Origin of the sequence: Streptomyces sp. NPDC019443 (assembly GCF_044389785.1) — a bacterium.
In the GTDB taxonomy this organism is placed as follows: Bacteria; Actinomycetota; Actinomycetes; order Streptomycetales; family Streptomycetaceae; genus Streptomyces.
Window position 1 is genome coordinate 69,184 of the sequence record NZ_JBIRYJ010000020.1, and the last position, 15,843, is coordinate 85,026.

Consider the following 15,843-nt stretch of genomic DNA (forward strand, 5'->3'; position numbering starts at 1 on the left):
AACTAGAAGCCGCGCGTCCGCTTGGCCGCGCGGCGTTCGGCCCGCCCCTCGGCCGGCACCTGCAGGAACAGCCGGGAGATTTCGCCTCCCAGGTTCACCCCGATCGCGATGGCCAGCGCCAGGGCGGCGGCCTTGGACAGTGAGGCGAGCCCCGCGTTCAGGTCGTTCCTGGCGATCTCCAGCAGTCCGAAGTACGTCGCGCTACCGGGCAGCAGTGGCCCGATGGCAGCGGTGACGTATGGCAGCGCGGAGGCGAACCGATAGCGCGAGAGCAGCTGCCCGAACAGGCCCACCAGACCGGCCGCCGCAGCCGTGGCCGCGACGGGCGGGATGCCGGCGGTGTCCGCGAGCGCGCCGTACACCACCCAGGCCACCCCGCCGTTGAGCGTCACCAGCAGCACGGTGTTGCGCTCCTGCTGCAGCAGTACGGCGAAGCACAGTGACAGCGCCATCGCCGCCAGCGTCTGGACGACCGGCCGCTCGACGCTGTGGATGGCCGTCTCCGGGTTGAGGCTCGCGCCCAGCGCGAGGCCCAGATAGAGCACGCTCAGTACGCCGATGACGATGCCGACGACGAGATAGCCGACTTCGAGCAGTCGGGCGGCAGCGGTGATGTAGAAGCCGGTCAGACCGTCCTGTACGCCGGCGACCAGGGCCCGCCCCGGGATCAGCGCGAACAGCCCACCGGTGATCACCGCGGAGGCGCGTACATCCAGCGGCGACAACGTCAGCGCGACGCCCATCGCCGCCGAAGGCATGGCCGCGGCGACGAACTGGTAGAACTCCGGCAGCCCGCGGCCCGCGCACAGCCAGGCCAGCCGGTCGCCGAGCATCGCGCTGATCGCCGCCGCCACGAACACCAGCACCCCGCCGCCGACCAGCACGGACGCCGCACCCGCAAGCAGGCCGCCCGCCGCGGTGAGCGCCCAGCCGGGGTAGGGGTGGCGGTTGCGGCGGATCTCGGCGAGACGCCGGTAGGCCTCCTCCAGCGAGACGTCGACGTCCTCGGAGCTGATGTCGTGGACGAGGCGGTAGACGGCGGCCAGCCGGGTGTAGTCGGTACCTCGGCGCCGTACGGTCCGGTTCGCCGTCACCGGGTCGTCGACCAGCGACGGCTGGTAGGTGATCGACAGCAGGGTGAACGTGACGGTCGGCTCGCAGCGGTCGAGGCCGTACGAAACCGTGATGGCGAACATGGCCGCCTCGACGTCCTCCGCGCCCTCGCCGCCCGCGAGCAGCAGCTCGCCGATACGCAACGTCAGGTCCAGCACACGCGGCACGGCGGGACCGGCCTCGTCCTGCCGCTGCGCGTGCTCCGGCACCGGCCGCTCGCCGACCGGCATGCGCAGCATCGCCCGCATCCGGTCCTGCCAGGGGGCGTGCTTGGTCAGCCGGATCACCGGCATGCCGTGCGCGGGGGTGAAGGCGGGCGGCGACTTCTTGGCGCTGTAGGTGCTGGGCGGTGCGAACGCGGAACCCTCCTGCTCGGGGGGTACTTCGGGGGCGAGCCCGGCCGGAACCGCGAACTCCGAGGACGGATGGTCCTCCTCGGGTGCCTCCGGTTGTCCCACCCCAGCCGGTGGGGTGAAGGCGCTGTGCGCCTCGTCGGACTGAGGCTTCCGGTCTTCCGGACCCTCCGGCTCCGCCACCACGTGCTGCCCTCGCTCCCGATCGTGTCGCCGTGTCAGCCCAGTATGGGCACGCCCACGCGATCACACGCACCCCGGCCGTCGGCCACCGGTCCAGGACGCACGACGGGCGGCGCACCCCGTGGGGTGCGCCGCCCGTACGAGAGGCTCAGCGCGAGGTCAGTGCGCGCCGCCCTGCGCCTCCAGGCGCTTGTAGGACGCCTCGATCTCCGCCTCCGCCTCGGTGCGGCCGACCCAGTTCGCGCCCTCGACCGACTTGCCGGGCTCCAGGTCCTTGTAGACCTCGAAGAAGTGCTGGATCTCCAGGCGGTCGAACTCCGACACATGGTGGATGTCCCGCAGGTGCTCCACACGCGGGTCGGAGGCAGGCACGCAGAGCAGCTTGTCGTCGCCGCCCGCCTCGTCCGTCATCCGGAACATGCCGATCGCGCGGCACTTGATGAGGCAGCCGGGGAAGGTCGGCTCGTCAAGGATGACCAGCGCGTCCAGCGGGTCGCCGTCCTCGCCGAGGGTGTTCTCGACGAAGCCGTAGTCGGCCGGGTAGCTGGTCGAGGTGAAGAGTCGACGGTCCAGGCGGATCCGACCGGTCTCGTGGTCCACCTCGTACTTGTTCCGCGAACCCTTCGGGATCTCGATGGTGACGTCGAACTCCACGGGTGGCTCCTCCATGATCAACACATACGTCTGGTGATTAAGTGTCCCCCACGCAGATGTGTGATCGCGAAAGGGGTTGGTGCGAGGTGCCAGAGGTCAGGACGTGGCAGCTCGCCGGGGGCGCCGCCGTGGTCGGCCTCGCCCTCGCCGCCGGGGCTGTGGCCGCGGCCGGTCCATGGGACTCCGGCCAGCGTAAGGCCGAGAGGGACTGGGCCGCTGCCCGGAGCGTCCCAGGTGGCACACATCACGAGACCCCCAGGCCGAAGCGCCCGGCGCCCGCGCCCAGTGCGCCCGGCGTGCTCGCTGCCCTGGGCGCCCCCACGACCAAGGCGCAGGCCTCGCGGACCACCCCCGCCGACCTCGCCGGGGTGCTCGCCCCGCTGCTCGGCGACCCCGGCCTCGGCACCGTCCGCACGGCCTCTGTGATCGATGTCGCGACGGGCAGGCAGCTGTACGGAAAGGGGGCCGCGGACCCCATGACCCCGGCCTCCACCATCAAGATCGCCACGTCGGCTGCGGCCCTGTCGGCGCTCGGTCCGGACCACCGCATCCCCACCACGGTCGTCGCGTCCGAGGACGCGAAGGAACTCACGCTGGTCGGCGGCGGCGACGCGACCCTCGACACCGCCGGCCTGCGCACCCTCGCCGACCGTACGGCGCGTGCCCTGCGCGAGCGCGGGGTGAGCACGGTCCGCCTGGCGTACGACACCTCGCTCTACAAGGGCCCCGGGCTGCACCCCATCGGCCCCAACATGAACATCGCCCCGGTCAGCGCGCTGATGGTCGGCGAAGGGCGGCTCGGGGACACCTCCCAGACCTCGGGCTCTGGGGGAGAGGGGCCCACCGGCGCCGCGCACCGCAGCGGCGACCCGGCGGGCGACGCCGCCCGCGCCTTCGGGCGGCTGCTGGCAGAGCGGGGCGTCGACATCTCGGCGACGCCCACCCCCGGCCGGCCCGCCGCCGGAGCCAAGCCCGTCGCCAAGGTGCTCTCCGCGCCCCTCTCGGCCCTGGTCGAGCGGACCCTGACGCACAGTGACAACGACATCGCCGAGGCCCTCGCCCGCCAGACCGCCCTGGCGACCGGCGAGGAGGCGAGCTTCGCGGGCGCGGAGCGCGCCGTCACCAAGCAACTGACCCGGCTGAAGCTCCCCTTGACCGGCGCCCGTTTCGCCGACGGCAGCGGACTCAGCCGCCAGGACAGACTCTCCGCCGGCCTGCTGACAGCGCTGCTGGCCCGCGCCGCCGACCCGGCCCACCCCGAGCTGCGCCCGGTCCTCACCGGCCTGCCGGTCGCGGGCTTCAGCGGGACCCTTCAGACCCGGTACGACGAGACCTCACCGGGCACCGGACTGGTGCGCGCCAAGACCGGCACGCTGACAGGTGTGAACACCCTGGCCGGCACGGTCGTAGCCCCGGACGGCCGTCTCCTCGCCTTCGCTTTCCTGGCCGGGAACACCCCGTCCAGAGACGACGCGCAGCCCGCCCTGGACCGGCTGGCCGCCGCGCTGGCATCGTGACGTTCCCGGCGAACCGGCCGGTTCCAACGACTCACCGACGGACGAGCCGACAACGTACGGTTGACGCATGACGAGCATCGGTGGTGCCGAGATGGTCGACTGGAACCTCGCTGTGGCGACCGCGACCCGCTTCGTGCGGCCCGGACCCGACGTGAGCAGGGACGAGGCGCGCGCCGTCGTCGCCGAGCTGCGACGGCATGCCAGGGCGTCCGAGGAACATGTGCGGGGCTTCACCCGGATGATCCCGGAAGGCCATGAACCACTGGACACCCCAGTCCTGGTAGTGGACCGGGCCGGGTGGGTCAGGGCGAACGTCGCGGGCTTTCGCGAGCTGCTCAAGCCGCTGCTGGACAAGATGCAGGAGCGCCGCCCGGGCGGCCCCGGCGGCGCGGTGCTCGGTGCGGTCGGCGGCAAGGTCACCGGCGTGGAGCTGGGGATGCTGCTGTCGTTCCTGGCTTCGCGGGTCCTCGGGCAGTACGAGACCTTCGCCCCGCCCACCCGCGAGCTGCCCGCCGGAGAGAAGGGCGGCGGACGGCTGCTGCTCGTCGCCCCGAACATCGTGCACGTGGAGCGCGAACTCGACGTCGACCCGCACGACTTCAGGCTCTGGGTCTGCCTCCACGAGGAGACACACCGCACCCAGTTCACCGGCGTGCCGTGGCTGCGCGACCACCTCGAGGGCGAGATCCAGTCCTTTCTCGGCGAAACCGACGTCGATCCGATGACAGTCCTGGAGCGCTTCAGGGAGGCCGCTCAGTCGCTGTCCGGCGCGCGCCCCGAGGGCGAGGAGGACGAGAGCGGCCGCTCCATCGTCGAATTGGTGCAGACGCCCGCCCAGCGCGAGATCCTCAGTCGGCTGACCGCCGTCATGTCGTTGCTCGAGGGCCACGCGGACTATGTGATGGACGGTGTCGGGCCCGATGTCGTGCCCTCCGTCGCCGAGATCCGGGAGAAGTTCCAGCAGCGCAGGGCGCGTGGCGCCAGCCGTCTCGACCAGGCGCTGCGCAAGCTGCTCGGGCTCGACGCCAAGCTGCGTCAGTACCGCGACGGCGAGCGTTTCGTGCGCTCCGTCGTGGAGGAGGTCGGTATGGATGGATTCAATCGGGTCTGGACGTCCCCGAACACCCTCCCCACCAAAGCGGAGATCGCCAAACCGGCGGACTGGGTCGCGAGGGTGCACCGTAAAGCAGAGTCGTGAGCGGGCGGCGGTCCACGGCAGAAGAACGCCCCCGTAATCACCCATCCGAGGGACCGTAGGCAATGGGTAGGCGTGCAATGCTCGGGTATCGGCTCGGTTCTGTCACCATCGACGCACTCTGAGTGACTGAGTTCCTGTCCCCACTCCGACCGAGGCACCCCCCAACTTTCACGAAGGGCACCGGACATGGGTCCCCATCCTGCGGTCGCGGCGATACGCCTGGCGGTCCGCCGCGTACTCCACGACGTACTCACCGAACACTCCCAACGCGTCGCGCGCTCCGTGAGCCACGCGACCTCTGCGTACCCCGCCTACTCCGCGTCCCCCTCGTCCTCCGCGTCCTCAGCGACGAAAACCGCGAGCCACACCGCCGCAGGCGAGCAGCCGCTCGTCCTTGTGGCGTGCTCCGGCGGCGCCGACTCCATGGCACTCGCCTCCGCCCTCGCCTTCGAAGCCCGCAAACTCTCCGTCCGGGCCGGCGGCATCACCGTCGACCACGGCCTCCAGGACGGCTCCGACCTCCGCGCCGCCGAGGTCGCCGCCCGGCTCACCGCGATGCAGCTCGACCCCGTCGAAGCCATCTCGGTACGGGTCGGCCGCGACGGCGGACCGGAGGCCGCGGCCCGTGATGCCCGCTACGCCGCCCTCGACGATGCCGCGGAGCGCTACGGCGCTGCCGCCGTGCTGCTCGGCCACACCCGCGACGACCAAGCTGAAACCGTCCTGCTGGGCCTCGCCCGCGGCTCCGGCATCCGCTCGCTGTCCGGAATGGCGGCCATCTCGGGGGCCGCCGGCCGTTACCGCCGCCCCTTCCTCCAGCTCGACCGGCAGACCGCCCGCAAGGCCTGCATGGTCCAGTCGCTGCCCGTCTGGGACGACCCGCACAACGCCGACCCGGCCTACACCCGCTCACGGTTGCGTCACGAAGGCCTGCCCGCCCTGGAGAAGGCGCTCGGCAAAGGCGTCGTCGAGGCCCTGGCCCGTACCGCGCAACTCTCCCGCGACGATGCCGACGCCCTGGACACCTGGGCCGCCGACGCGGACGCCGCCGTACGGGACGACGCAGGTCAGCTCCAGTGCGCGAAGCTGTACGCGCTGCCGCCCGCCGTGCGCCGCCGGGTGCTGCGCCGGGCCGTCATCGAGGCCGGTGCGCCCGCCGGTTCACTCTTCGCCCGGCACGTCGAGGAAGTCGACCGCCTGATCACGAGCTGGCGCGGCCAGGGAGCCATCAATCTGCCCGGCCGCGTCGAGGCGCGACGGCAGGGTGGCAGACTGGTCATTCGGCAAGGCTGACGCAGCACGACGAAAGTGGCCCGGGTGAACGAGAAGGACATGGGCACCGACCTCCAGTCGGTGCTCATCACCAAGGAAGAGATCGACGCGAAGCTGGGCGAGCTGGCCGCGAAGATCGACGCAGAGTACGCGGGCAAGGACCTGCTCATCGTCGGTGTCCTCAAGGGCGCCGTGATGGTGATGGCGGATCTGGCGCGTGCGCTGTCCACTCCCGTCACCATGGACTGGATGGCGGTGTCGTCCTACGGCGCGGGCACCCAGTCGTCGGGCGTGGTCCGGATCCTCAAGGACCTGGACACCGACATCAAGGGCAAGCACGTCCTGATCGTCGAGGACATCATCGACTCCGGCCTCACGCTCTCGTGGCTGCTGTCGAACCTCGGCTCGCGCGAGCCGGCCTCTCTCGAGGTCTGCACCCTGCTGCGTAAGCCGGATGCCGCGAAGGTCGCGATCGATGTGAAGTGGATCGGCTTCGACATTCCCAATGAGTTCGTCATCGGGTATGGCCTGGATTACGCCGAGAAGTACCGCAATCTGCCGTTCGTCGGCACGCTCGCACCGCACGTATACGGCGGCTGAAGCCCCCGCAGAGGCACGGGAACCCTGGCCTCCTTCCCGCCGTTGGAGCAAGGGAAGGCGGTCGCGGGTGACAATGCTGGGGTACCGTCCGAAGAACAGTCTTTTCTCACAGCAGCATTTACCTACGGGCAGGAGGGACGGGGCGAATTCGCTCCGTATGGATGGACGTGAAGCGATACTTCCGTGGGCCGGTCATGTGGATCGTGCTGGCCGTCCTCGCCGTGGTCGTGTTGATGCAGGTCGTCGGCTCGTCCGGCGGCTACAAGACGGTGGACACCGGCGAGGTCGTCCAGGCGATCGACAAGAACCAGGTCGATCAGGTCAAGCTGACCACAGGCGACGAACAGATCATCAAGGTTGATCTGAAGGGCGACCAGAAGGTCAAGGGCAGCGACAAGATCCAGGCGAGCTACATCGGCACCCAGGGTGCCGATCTGGCCGAGAAGCTGCAGACGAAGTTCGAGGCCGGCGACATCGAGAAGGGTTACACCGTCTCGCCGTCGAAGCAGAGCCCGTTCGTTTCGGTGCTGCTCTCGCTGCTGCCCTTCGTTCTGATCGTCGTGGTCTTCCTCTTCCTCATGAATCAGATGCAGGGCGGCGGCTCCCGAGTCATGAACTTCGGGAAGTCCAAGGCCAAGCTGATCACCAAAGACACCCCGAAGACGACCTTCTCCGATGTGGCGGGGGCCGACGAGGCGGTCGAGGAGCTCCACGAGATCAAGGAGTTCCTGCAGGAGCCGGCCAAGTTCCAGGCGGTCGGCGCCAAGATCCCGAAGGGTGTGCTGCTGTACGGCCCGCCCGGCACGGGCAAGACGCTGCTCGCTCGCGCTGTCGCGGGCGAGGCGGGCGTCCCGTTCTACTCGATCTCCGGTTCCGACTTCGTCGAGATGTTCGTCGGCGTCGGCGCCTCCCGAGTGCGCGACCTCTTCGAGCAGGCCAAGGCGAACGCCCCGGCGATCGTCTTCGTCGACGAGATCGACGCCGTCGGCCGGCACCGCGGTGCGGGTCTCGGCGGCGGCCACGACGAGCGTGAGCAGACGCTGAACCAGCTGCTCGTCGAGATGGACGGCTTCGACGTGAAGGGCGGCGTCATCCTGATCGCCGCCACCAACCGGCCGGACATCCTGGACCCGGCGCTGCTGCGCCCGGGCCGGTTCGACCGGCAGATCGCCGTCGATCGCCCGGACATGATGGGCCGTCTCGAGATCCTCAAGGTCCACCAGAAGGGCAAGCCGGTCGCCCCGGACGTCGACCTGGGCGCCGTCGCCCGGCGTACGCCCGGCTTCACCGGCGCGGACCTGTCGAACGTGCTGAACGAAGCGGCGCTCCTGACGGCGCGCAGCGACAAGAAGCTGATCGACAACCACTCCCTGGACGAGGCGATCGACCGCGTCGTGGCGGGCCCGCAGAAGCGGACCCGGATCATGTCGGACAAGGAAAAGAAGATCACCGCGTACCACGAGGGCGGTCACGCCCTGGTCGCGGCGGCCTCGCCGAACTCCGACCCGGTCCACAAGATCACGATTCTGTCCCGTGGGCGGGCGCTCGGTTACACCATGGTCCTGCCGGACGAGGACAGGTACTCCACCACGCGCAATGAGATGCTCGACCAGCTGGCATACATGCTGGGCGGCCGCGCGGCGGAGGAGCTCGTCTTCCACGACCCGACCACCGGTGCGGCCAACGACATCGAGAAGGCCACGGCCACGGCCCGCTCGATGGTCACGCAGTACGGCATGACCGAGCGACTCGGCGCGATCAAGTTCGGTGGCGACAACTCGGAGCCGTTCCTGGGCCGTGAGATGGCTCACCAGCGGGACTACTCCGAAGAGGTCGCGGCGCTGGTCGACGAAGAGGTCAAGAAGCTCATCGAGACCGCGCACAACGAGGCCTGGGAGATCCTCGTCGAGAACCGCGACGTTCTCGACAACCTGGTCCTCCAGCTGCTGGAGAAGGAGACCCTCGGCAAGGAGCAGATCGCCGAGATCTTCGCGCCCATCGTGAAGCGCCCGGCTCGCCCGGCGTGGACCGGCTCCTCGCGGCGTACGCCGTCGACGCGGCCGCCGGTGCTCTCGCCGAAGGAGCTGGCGCTGACCAACGGCGCCGTCGGGTCCAACGGCGCGTTGCCTACGGAGGCCGCCCCGGCGATCGAGGCGGTCCCGGAGGAGCGCCCGGAGAGCTGACCCGTCCGGCGCTGTGGCCGCACAGGGCCCGGAATGGATGCCGCGTCCCCCAGGTGTTTTAGCCTGGGGGACGCGGCATTCCCGTATGCCCGCACGTTAGAGGTAACAGGAACGAGGCACAGATGACCGACCCGGTGACGCTGGACGGCGAGGGCACGATCGGCGAGTTCGACGAGAAGCGGGCCGAGAACGCTGTACGCGAGCTCCTCATCGCGGTCGGGGAGGACCCGGACCGCGAGGGCCTGCGGGAGACGCCGACGCGCGTGGCGCGCGCGTACAGGGAGATATTCGCGGGGTTGTGGCAGCAGCCGAAGGACGTCCTGACGACGACGTTCGACCTCGGTCACGACGAGATGGTCCTGGTGAAGGACATCGAGGTCATGAGCTCCTGTGAGCATCATCTCGTGCCGTTCCACGGGGTCGCGCATGTCGGGTACATCCCGTCGTTGGACGGGAAGATCACGGGGTTGTCGAAGCTGGCCCGCCTCGTGGACGTCTTCGCGCGGCGGCCGCAGGTGCAGGAGCGGCTGACCACGCAGATAGCGGACTCGCTGATGGAGATCCTGGAGCCGCGCGGCGTGATTGTGGTCGTCGAGTGCGAGCACATGTGCATGACGATGCGGGGGGTGCGGAAGCCGGGGGCGAAGACGATTACTTCGGCGGTGCGGGGGCAGTTGCGGGATTCGGCGACGCGCAACGAGGCGATGAGCCTGATCATGGCGCGCTGAGCCCTCGCCTCTTCGGGGCCGCCTCTATGGGCGGCTCGGTGTGGGGGCGGTGCCACGGCCCCCTGGCGGAGGGGCACGCGGAGCGCGGGCGCGGACTTCCTCTCCGCCCCGCCCCTTCCCGGTGTGTCAATGTGCGGCTTCGCCGCGTGGGGGGCGTGCCGCGGCCCTTGGCGGAGGGGTACGCGGGGTGCGGGCGGTCGTCCCCCACCCCGCCCCTTCCCGAGACTGGGGGAAGACCCCCAGACGCCCTGCGGGGGGGAGGGAAGAGGTACGTGGGGGATGACGCCCCCACACCCCCGGCCACTCCGGCGGCTTCGCCGCGGAGCCCAGGAAGGCGGGGTTAGTCCCGGGCCGCTCGGGGCGGCTTCGCCGCGGAGCCCGCGAAGGCGGGTCTGACGGCCCGTATCCCCGGCGGCTTCGCCGCGGTGCACAGGAAAGTGGGGCTGACGCCCCCCACACCGCCGGGCCGGTTCGGCGGCTTCGCCGCGGTGCCCGCGAAAGCGGGCTGACGGACCCACGTCCCCGGCCGCTCTGGCGGCTTCGCCGCGGAGCACGCGAAGGCGGGGGCCGGCGCCCCCGCGTTCCGCCGGGCGGCGGCTTCGCGCCCTCGGGCGCCGGGCCCGAACAGGGTGCCTGCTGGTGGGGAGGGGCCGTGCAGGGTCGTCCCCGCAGGGGATCGGCGGCCGGACCCAGTGATCAACACGAACCCCTTCACGCCGCCGACCCCGAGGAGTCGAGCCCGGAGGGGCACCGGAACCCGCGCCCCACGACACCGGACAACACCGCGACCCGCACCGCGGACCCCCGCACCCCGCGACACCGGGCACCCCCGCGACCCGCACCGCAGCCGCACCGGCAACCCCGCAACCCGCGCTATGCGCGGGCCGCGCTCTCGCCCTCGTCGTCGTCCTCCGGGAGTTTGCAGACCCGCTCGAGGAAGAACGCCGCCGCGATCACCCCGATCCCCGCCAGCACCGAGAGGCCCGCATAGATCGCCTGGTCCCGGCGGGCCGGGATGTCCAGGGAGCTCAGTAGGTACACGCCCGTGCCGCCGTACATGCCCGACACCAGCGCCGCCACCAGCGCGCTCGCCTGGCCGAAGACCACCGCGCGCGCCGCCATCAGCGGCTCAACGCCCTTCGCGCCCGGGCGTCGTTCGCGCTGGGCCCGCAGGCGGGCGCGGAGCGACAGCGCGGTCGCGGTGAGGATGACGGCGATCACCGCCAGCACGATCGGCGCGGCCAGCGGCACGCTCGGCAGGGTGCCGAACGCCTCCCACAGGCGGGCGCCGCCCCAGGACAGCACCCCGGCCGCGGCGAAGAGACCGGCCAGTACACCGAGCCGTAGTTGCTTCACCGAGAGTGCCGCCCTTCACCTGTCCGCCGTACGCAAGAGCCTAACGACTAGTCGGGCAGACGGAGTTCCAGGTCGGCGCGGGGAACCACGGCCGCCCGCCCGACGCCGGCCAGCAGCTGCGCCACCGGACCGTAACCCGGAATCTGCGCGTCCGGCTCGATGTCGTGCCACGGGGCGAGCACGAACGCGCGCTGGTGCGCCCGCGGGTGGGGCAGCGTGAGCGACGGGTCGTCGGAGACCACTTCGGCGTACGCCACGATGTCGACGTCGATGGTGCGCGGACCCCAGCGCTCCTCGCGGACCCGGTCGAAGGCCTCTTCGATGGCCTGGCCGCGCTCCAGCAGGGAGGACGGCGGAAGAGTGGTCTTGATCACAACGACCGCGTTGAAGTACGAGGGCTGGCTGCCGGGCTCGACGCCCCACGGCTCCGTCTCGTACACCGGAGACACGGCCTTGACCCGCAGCCCGGGCGTGTCCTCGAGCGCGTCGATCGCGCCCTGGAGGGTCTCCAGGCGGTTGCCGAGGTTGGAGCCGAGGGCGATCACAGCCTGTTTCGGATTGGACAGGGTGACGTCCGCCGCGTCGACCTGCTCCACCACGGAGGCGGGCACCGGCTGCACGGTCGGGTCGCTCTGCGTCCCGTTGGAAAACACGGTCATACTCGGCTCCGGGTGATCGTGATGGTCACGTCGTCGAAAGGCACCGTGATCGGTGCGTCCGGCTTGTGCACGACCACCTCGACCTCTTCGACGCCGTCGTGCTTGAGGCACTGCTGGGCGATCCGCTCCGCCAGCGTCTCGATCAGGTCGACGGGCTCGCCCTCGACGACCGCGACGACCTCCTCCGCCACAATGCCGTAGTGCACGGTCTTCGCCAGGTCGTCGTCTGCCGCCGCGGGGCGGGTGTCGAGGCCGAGCACCAGGTCCACGATGAAGGTCTGGCCTTCCTCGCGCTCCCGGGGGAAAACGCCATGGTGCCCGCGGGCCTTGAGGCCGCGCAGCGCGACACGATCCACGCGAATCACTCCTGCTGTCGTTTGTCTTGCGGGCACGCAGCCACGTGCGGGCGGCCCGTGTCCACCATCGAATCTACCTGCGAGCACTGACAGCGCTCGCCCACGGGTGCTGTGGACGCGGGCCCCCGCGAGGCTGGTAGCCGCCCCTACCCGGAGGCCCGGAATTCCAACCTCCATAAGGCCGCTTACCCACTTACGAGGGGGTCTCGTCGTCCTCTTCCTCGTCGCTTTCCGCCAGTACGGGTGATCCGTGATGTGACCAGATCTTCCATCCGTCGGATGTGCGACGGAACACATTGGTGGCGACGACGAGCTGTCCGACGAGGGGGCCGAGTTCGCCGCTCTCCTCGGCGGGGCCGCCGCTGAGGATGTTCTCCGTACAGGTCACCAGGGCGGTGTCACCGGCGAGACTCACCTTGACGTCGGTGAGGAAGAACTGGATGTACTCGGTGTTCGCCATGATCAGGGCGTACGAGCGGAGCACTTCGCCGCGGCCGGTGAGCACGGGCCAGCCGGGGTGGATGCACGAGATGCCCTCGTCCAGCCAGAGGCCGGAGAGCTCTTCGAAGTCGCCGCGCTCCATCGTTTCGTAGAACGTGGTGTTGGCCGCTTCGACCAGCTCTACCTCGGTACGGCTCACCGGGCGGCCTCGACGGCCCGGGCGACGCGGACGGCGTCGGCCGTGGCGCGTACTTCGTGGACCCGGACGGCCCAAGCGCCCTCGTGCGCCGCGATGGCGGAGACCGCGGCGGTGGCGGCGTCCCGCTCCCTGGCGGGCGGCGGGGCGCCCTCCTTGGCAAGTACGTGGCCGAGGAACCGCTTGCGGGAGGCGGCGACGAGCACGGGGCGGCCTAGCGCCCGGAGCTCGGCGAGATGAGCGACGAGGGCGAGGTCGTGCTCGGCCTGCTTGGCGAAGCCAAGGCCGGGGTCGATGACGAGGCGCTCGGGGGCGATGCCGCCGGCGATGACGGCGTCCATGCGGTCGCGCAGCTCGGCGACTACTTCGGCGACGACGTCGGTGTAGACGGCGCGGCTGTTCATGTCGTGGCTGAAGCCCCGCCAGTGCATGACGACGAAGGGGACGCCGGTGGCGGCGACGGCGGGGACCATGCGGGGGTCGGCGAGGCCGCCGCTGACGTCGTTGACGAGGACGGCGCCGGCGGCGACGGCCTTTTCGGCGACGGAGGCGCGCATGGTGTCGACGGAGACGGTGACGCCCTCGGCGGCGAGGCCGCGTACGACGGGGATCACGCGCCGCAGCTCCTCGTCCTCGTCGACGCGGCTGGCGCCGGGCCTGGTGGACTCGCCGCCGACGTCGACGAGATCGGCGCCTTCGGTGACTAGGTCGAGGCCGCGCTTGACGGCGGCGGTGGTGTCGAACCAGCGGCCGCCGTCGGAGAAGGAATCGGGCGTCACATTGACGACCCCCATGACCGCACAGCGACCCCACTGCGGCAGCCCGCTGGCTGTGCCTCGTCCGCGCAACGTACTCATACGCCCAGCCTAGGCCCGCGAGCGGGGCCACCAGTCACGCCGGTGGGCTCGGGCGGGGTTTGCTCCCCACCCGCCCGCCCTTGAGATGTGGGGGGTACGGGCACCCCCCACGCCCCCGCCGGGCGCGGCAGCTTCGCGCCGCGGGGATGGGGACGGGCCCTACGGCGGCGGGATACCCCCGGCCCCGTGGGGCGCGGCGGCTTCGCGCCGCCCGGCCGGGCCGTCCCCGCCCCCGCGGCGGCGGCTTCGCGCCGCGGGGTTGAAGGCCTGCTCTCCGGCTGGCGGGGTACGCCCGGCCCCGGCCCCCGCCGACCGGGGCCGGCCCAGGCAGCCCTTCCCTATGCCGCGCGGATCTCGTGTTCCGGCTGCGGCGGCGTGATGTGGGCGCACGGGCGCGGTTGGCGCGTCGGGCGGCGGCGGGGGAAGAGGCGGGGGAGCGCGACGTTCACGAAGCCCTCTGCCTGCATCGCGGCGAAGCCGATGCGCGGGAGGTCGCGGGTGTTGCGGAAGACCACGAAGCGCGGCTCCCAGCGGGGCTGGAACTTCGCGTTGAACTTGTACAGCGACTCGATCTGGAACCACCGGGACAGGAACACCAGCAGGCCGCGCCACATCCGCAGGACGGGCCCAGCGCCGATCTTCTCGCCGCGGGCGAGTGCCGAGCGGAACATCGCGAAGTTGAGCGAGACCCGCTCGATCTTGAGCGCCGGCGACGCCTGCAGCGAGGCGACGATCAGCAGTTCGTTCATGCCAGGGTCGGCCGAGCGGTCGCGCCGCATCAGTTCCAGGGACATGCCGTCCGTACCCCACGGAACGAAGTGGATGATCGCCTTCAGGTCGCCGTAGGGGGACTCCGCGTCCTCCTTGTGGGCCGTGGCGATCACCGCGTCGCCGTCGGCCGGGTCGCCTATCCGGCCCAGCGCCATCGAGAAGCCCCGCTCCGTGTCGGTGCCGCGCCAGTCCGCCGCGGCCAGCCGGATCTGCTCCAGCTCCTCGTCGGAGATGTCACGAGCGCGCCGCACCCGGGTCTCGTAGCCATTGCGCTCGATGCGCTTCACCATCTGGCGTACGTTGCGCATCGCGCGCCCGGTGAGGGAGAAATCCGCGACATCCACCACCGCCTCGTCACCGAGTTCCAGCGCGTCCAGCCCCGTCTCCCGGGTCCAGACCTCGCCGCCGGTCTCCGAACAGCCCATCACCGCCGGGGTCCAGGAGTGCGCCTTCGCCTCGTCCATGAAGCGCTCGATCGCGCCCGGCCAGGCCTCGACGTCGCCTATCGGGTCACCGCTCGCGAGCATCACGCCGGAGACGACGCGGTAGCAGACCGCCGCCTTGCCGCTGGGCGAGAAGACGACGCCCTTGTCGCGGCGGAGCGCGAAGTGACCCAGCGAGTCGCGGCTGCCGTGCCTGGCCAGCAGGTCGCGCAGTCGGTGCTCGTCGTCCTCGGTGAGGCGCGCGGCCGGGTGCTCCGGCCGGAAGGCGAAGTAGATCGTGGTGACGGCGGTCAGCAGGCCGAGCGCGCCAAGCGAGTAGCCGACGGTCCAGGAGACCCTTCCGGCGTAGTCGACGGGGCCTTCGAAGCCGAAGAGCCCGTACAGGACGTGCTCCAGGCGGTCCGTCAGACTCGGGCTGCCGACCACCTTGCCCGGGTGGGCGCTGACGATGACCAGGCCCAGGCCCAGCGAACCGGCGCCCATGAGGACGAAGTTGGCGAGCGCCTTCCACCGGCTGCGTGGATCGGGCAGCGCCGCGAACTCACTCCTGTGGCGCACCAGCAGCGTCAGAAGCGCCAGCGAGAGCAGTACGCCGATGACCGAGTGCCGGTAGACGAACTGCCCCACGGCCCCGGCGGGCAGCAGAATCACCGCGGCCCGCCAGGCCCGGCGCTTGTGGCGCTTGAGCCCGTGGGCGAGCAGCAGCAGCAGTACGCCCGCGCTCAGCGAGAGCGCCGCGGCGAACGGCCCGGTCGCCCCCGGCAACACCTCGGCGAGGGAGTGCATGCGGCTGTGCCGGAAGCGGGGAAAGACCCCGGCGGCGATGTCGATCAGGCCGACGAGTGTGCAGGCCGTGCCGACCAGCGAAGGGACCACTTCCGGGCGGGGGCCGCGCAGCACGCGACGTACCCAACCCGGAACCAATCCTGATTTGTCCTCATCTACCGTTACAGACATCGCTTC

The 15,843-nt window shown here is 70.9% G+C and carries 14 protein-coding genes; 6 read left to right on the forward strand and 8 right to left on the reverse strand.

Translation table 11 applies throughout. From position 1 onward, the window contains the following. Positions 1-2 precede the first annotated feature (2 nt). Together ACH492_RS35785 and ACH492_RS35790 are read right to left on the reverse strand one after the other, a co-directional pair. Positions 3-1,652, reverse strand: a complete 1,650-nt coding sequence (locus ACH492_RS35785) for a threonine/serine exporter ThrE family protein (RefSeq protein ID WP_398992944.1) — start codon at positions 1,650-1,652, stop codon at positions 3-5. Positions 1,653-1,808: 156 nt separating this feature from the next. Beyond that, positions 1,809-2,303 (reverse strand): inorganic diphosphatase, encoded by a 495-nt coding sequence (locus ACH492_RS35790; RefSeq protein ID WP_108151010.1) that lies wholly within the window; start codon positions 2,301-2,303, stop codon positions 1,809-1,811. Positions 2,304-2,389: 86 nt separating this feature from the next. Between ACH492_RS35790 and dacB the strand changes: the two genes are divergently transcribed. From dacB to folE, 6 genes are all read left to right on the forward strand, one after another. Further along, positions 2,390-3,820, forward strand: coding sequence for a D-alanyl-D-alanine carboxypeptidase/D-alanyl-D-alanine-endopeptidase (dacB, locus tag ACH492_RS35795; RefSeq protein ID WP_398992946.1), 1,431 nt, complete (start codon positions 2,390-2,392; stop codon positions 3,818-3,820). Positions 3,821-3,887: 67 nt separating this feature from the next. Next, on the forward strand, positions 3,888-5,018 hold the full coding sequence (locus ACH492_RS35800) for a zinc-dependent metalloprotease (protein WP_398992948.1): 1,131 nt from the start codon (positions 3,888-3,890) through the stop codon (positions 5,016-5,018). 186 nt (positions 5,019-5,204) lie between these two features. Continuing rightward, positions 5,205-6,311 (forward strand): tRNA lysidine(34) synthetase TilS, encoded by a 1,107-nt coding sequence (tilS, locus tag ACH492_RS35805; protein ID WP_398992950.1) that lies wholly within the window; start codon positions 5,205-5,207, stop codon positions 6,309-6,311. Positions 6,312-6,350: 39 nt separating this feature from the next. Continuing rightward, on the forward strand, positions 6,351-6,890 hold the full coding sequence (gene hpt / locus ACH492_RS35810; protein WP_307665870.1) for a hypoxanthine phosphoribosyltransferase: 540 nt from the start codon (positions 6,351-6,353) through the stop codon (positions 6,888-6,890). Between the two features lie 161 nt (positions 6,891-7,051). Beyond that, entirely contained in the window at positions 7,052-9,073 is a 2,022-nt protein-coding gene (gene ftsH, locus ACH492_RS35815) for an ATP-dependent zinc metalloprotease FtsH (RefSeq protein WP_398992952.1), read from the forward strand. Positions 9,074-9,195: 122 nt separating this feature from the next. Beyond that, positions 9,196-9,801 (forward strand): GTP cyclohydrolase I FolE, encoded by a 606-nt coding sequence (folE, locus tag ACH492_RS35820; RefSeq protein ID WP_398992954.1) that lies wholly within the window; start codon positions 9,196-9,198, stop codon positions 9,799-9,801. An 873-nt stretch (positions 9,802-10,674) separates the two neighbouring features. On the opposite strand, the gene ACH492_RS35825 is transcribed toward folE, so the two are convergent. The 6 genes from ACH492_RS35825 to ACH492_RS35850 form a co-directional block, all read right to left on the reverse strand. Then, positions 10,675-11,157 carry a DUF3180 domain-containing protein gene (locus ACH492_RS35825; protein WP_398992956.1) on the reverse strand — a complete coding sequence of 161 codons (483 nt, stop codon included), beginning with the start codon at positions 11,155-11,157 and terminating at the stop codon, positions 10,675-10,677. A 47-nt stretch (positions 11,158-11,204) separates the two neighbouring features. Continuing rightward, a complete protein-coding gene (gene folK, locus ACH492_RS35830; RefSeq protein WP_398992958.1) occupies positions 11,205-11,816 on the reverse strand; it encodes a 2-amino-4-hydroxy-6-hydroxymethyldihydropteridine diphosphokinase in 612 nt (203 codons plus the stop codon). Next, on the reverse strand, positions 11,813-12,172 hold the full coding sequence (gene folB, locus ACH492_RS35835; RefSeq protein WP_307661902.1) for a dihydroneopterin aldolase: 360 nt from the start codon (positions 12,170-12,172) through the stop codon (positions 11,813-11,815). Before folB ends, folK begins: the two co-directional genes overlap by 4 nt. A gap of 193 nt (positions 12,173-12,365) precedes the next feature. Next, positions 12,366-12,812: a nuclear transport factor 2 family protein gene (locus tag ACH492_RS35840; protein ID WP_398992960.1), complete on the reverse strand. Its 447-nt coding sequence runs from the start codon at positions 12,810-12,812 to the stop codon at positions 12,366-12,368. Next, complete coding sequence (gene folP, locus ACH492_RS35845) at positions 12,809-13,666, reverse strand: dihydropteroate synthase (protein WP_398992962.1); 858 nt, start codon at positions 13,664-13,666, stop codon at positions 12,809-12,811. Before folP ends, ACH492_RS35840 begins: the two co-directional genes overlap by 4 nt. 338 nt (positions 13,667-14,004) lie before the next feature. After that, on the reverse strand, positions 14,005-15,837 hold the full coding sequence (locus tag ACH492_RS35850; protein WP_398992964.1) for a phosphatidylglycerol lysyltransferase domain-containing protein: 1,833 nt from the start codon (positions 15,835-15,837) through the stop codon (positions 14,005-14,007). Positions 15,838-15,843: the final 6 nt, after the last annotated feature.

Excerpts from the sequence above, each read along its gene's own strand:
- ACH492_RS35800 (WP_398992948.1), top strand. The coding sequence starts at position 3,888 with ATGACGAGCATCGGTGGTGCCGAGATGGTCGACTGGAACCTCGCTGTG.
- folE (WP_398992954.1), top strand. The coding sequence starts at position 9,196 with ATGACCGACCCGGTGACGCTGGACGGCGAGGGCACGATCGGCGAGTTC.
- tilS (WP_398992950.1), top strand. The coding sequence starts at position 5,205 with ATGGGTCCCCATCCTGCGGTCGCGGCGATACGCCTGGCGGTCCGCCGC.
- ftsH (WP_398992952.1), top strand. The coding sequence starts at position 7,052 with ATGGACGTGAAGCGATACTTCCGTGGGCCGGTCATGTGGATCGTGCTG.
- folK (WP_398992958.1), bottom strand. The coding sequence starts at position 11,816 with ATGACCGTGTTTTCCAACGGGACGCAGAGCGACCCGACCGTGCAGCCG.
- ACH492_RS35850 (WP_398992964.1), bottom strand. The coding sequence starts at position 15,837 with ATGTCTGTAACGGTAGATGAGGACAAATCAGGATTGGTTCCGGGTTGG.
- folP (WP_398992962.1), bottom strand. The coding sequence starts at position 13,666 with ATGAGTACGTTGCGCGGACGAGGCACAGCCAGCGGGCTGCCGCAGTGG.
- hpt (WP_307665870.1), top strand. The coding sequence starts at position 6,351 with ATGGGCACCGACCTCCAGTCGGTGCTCATCACCAAGGAAGAGATCGAC.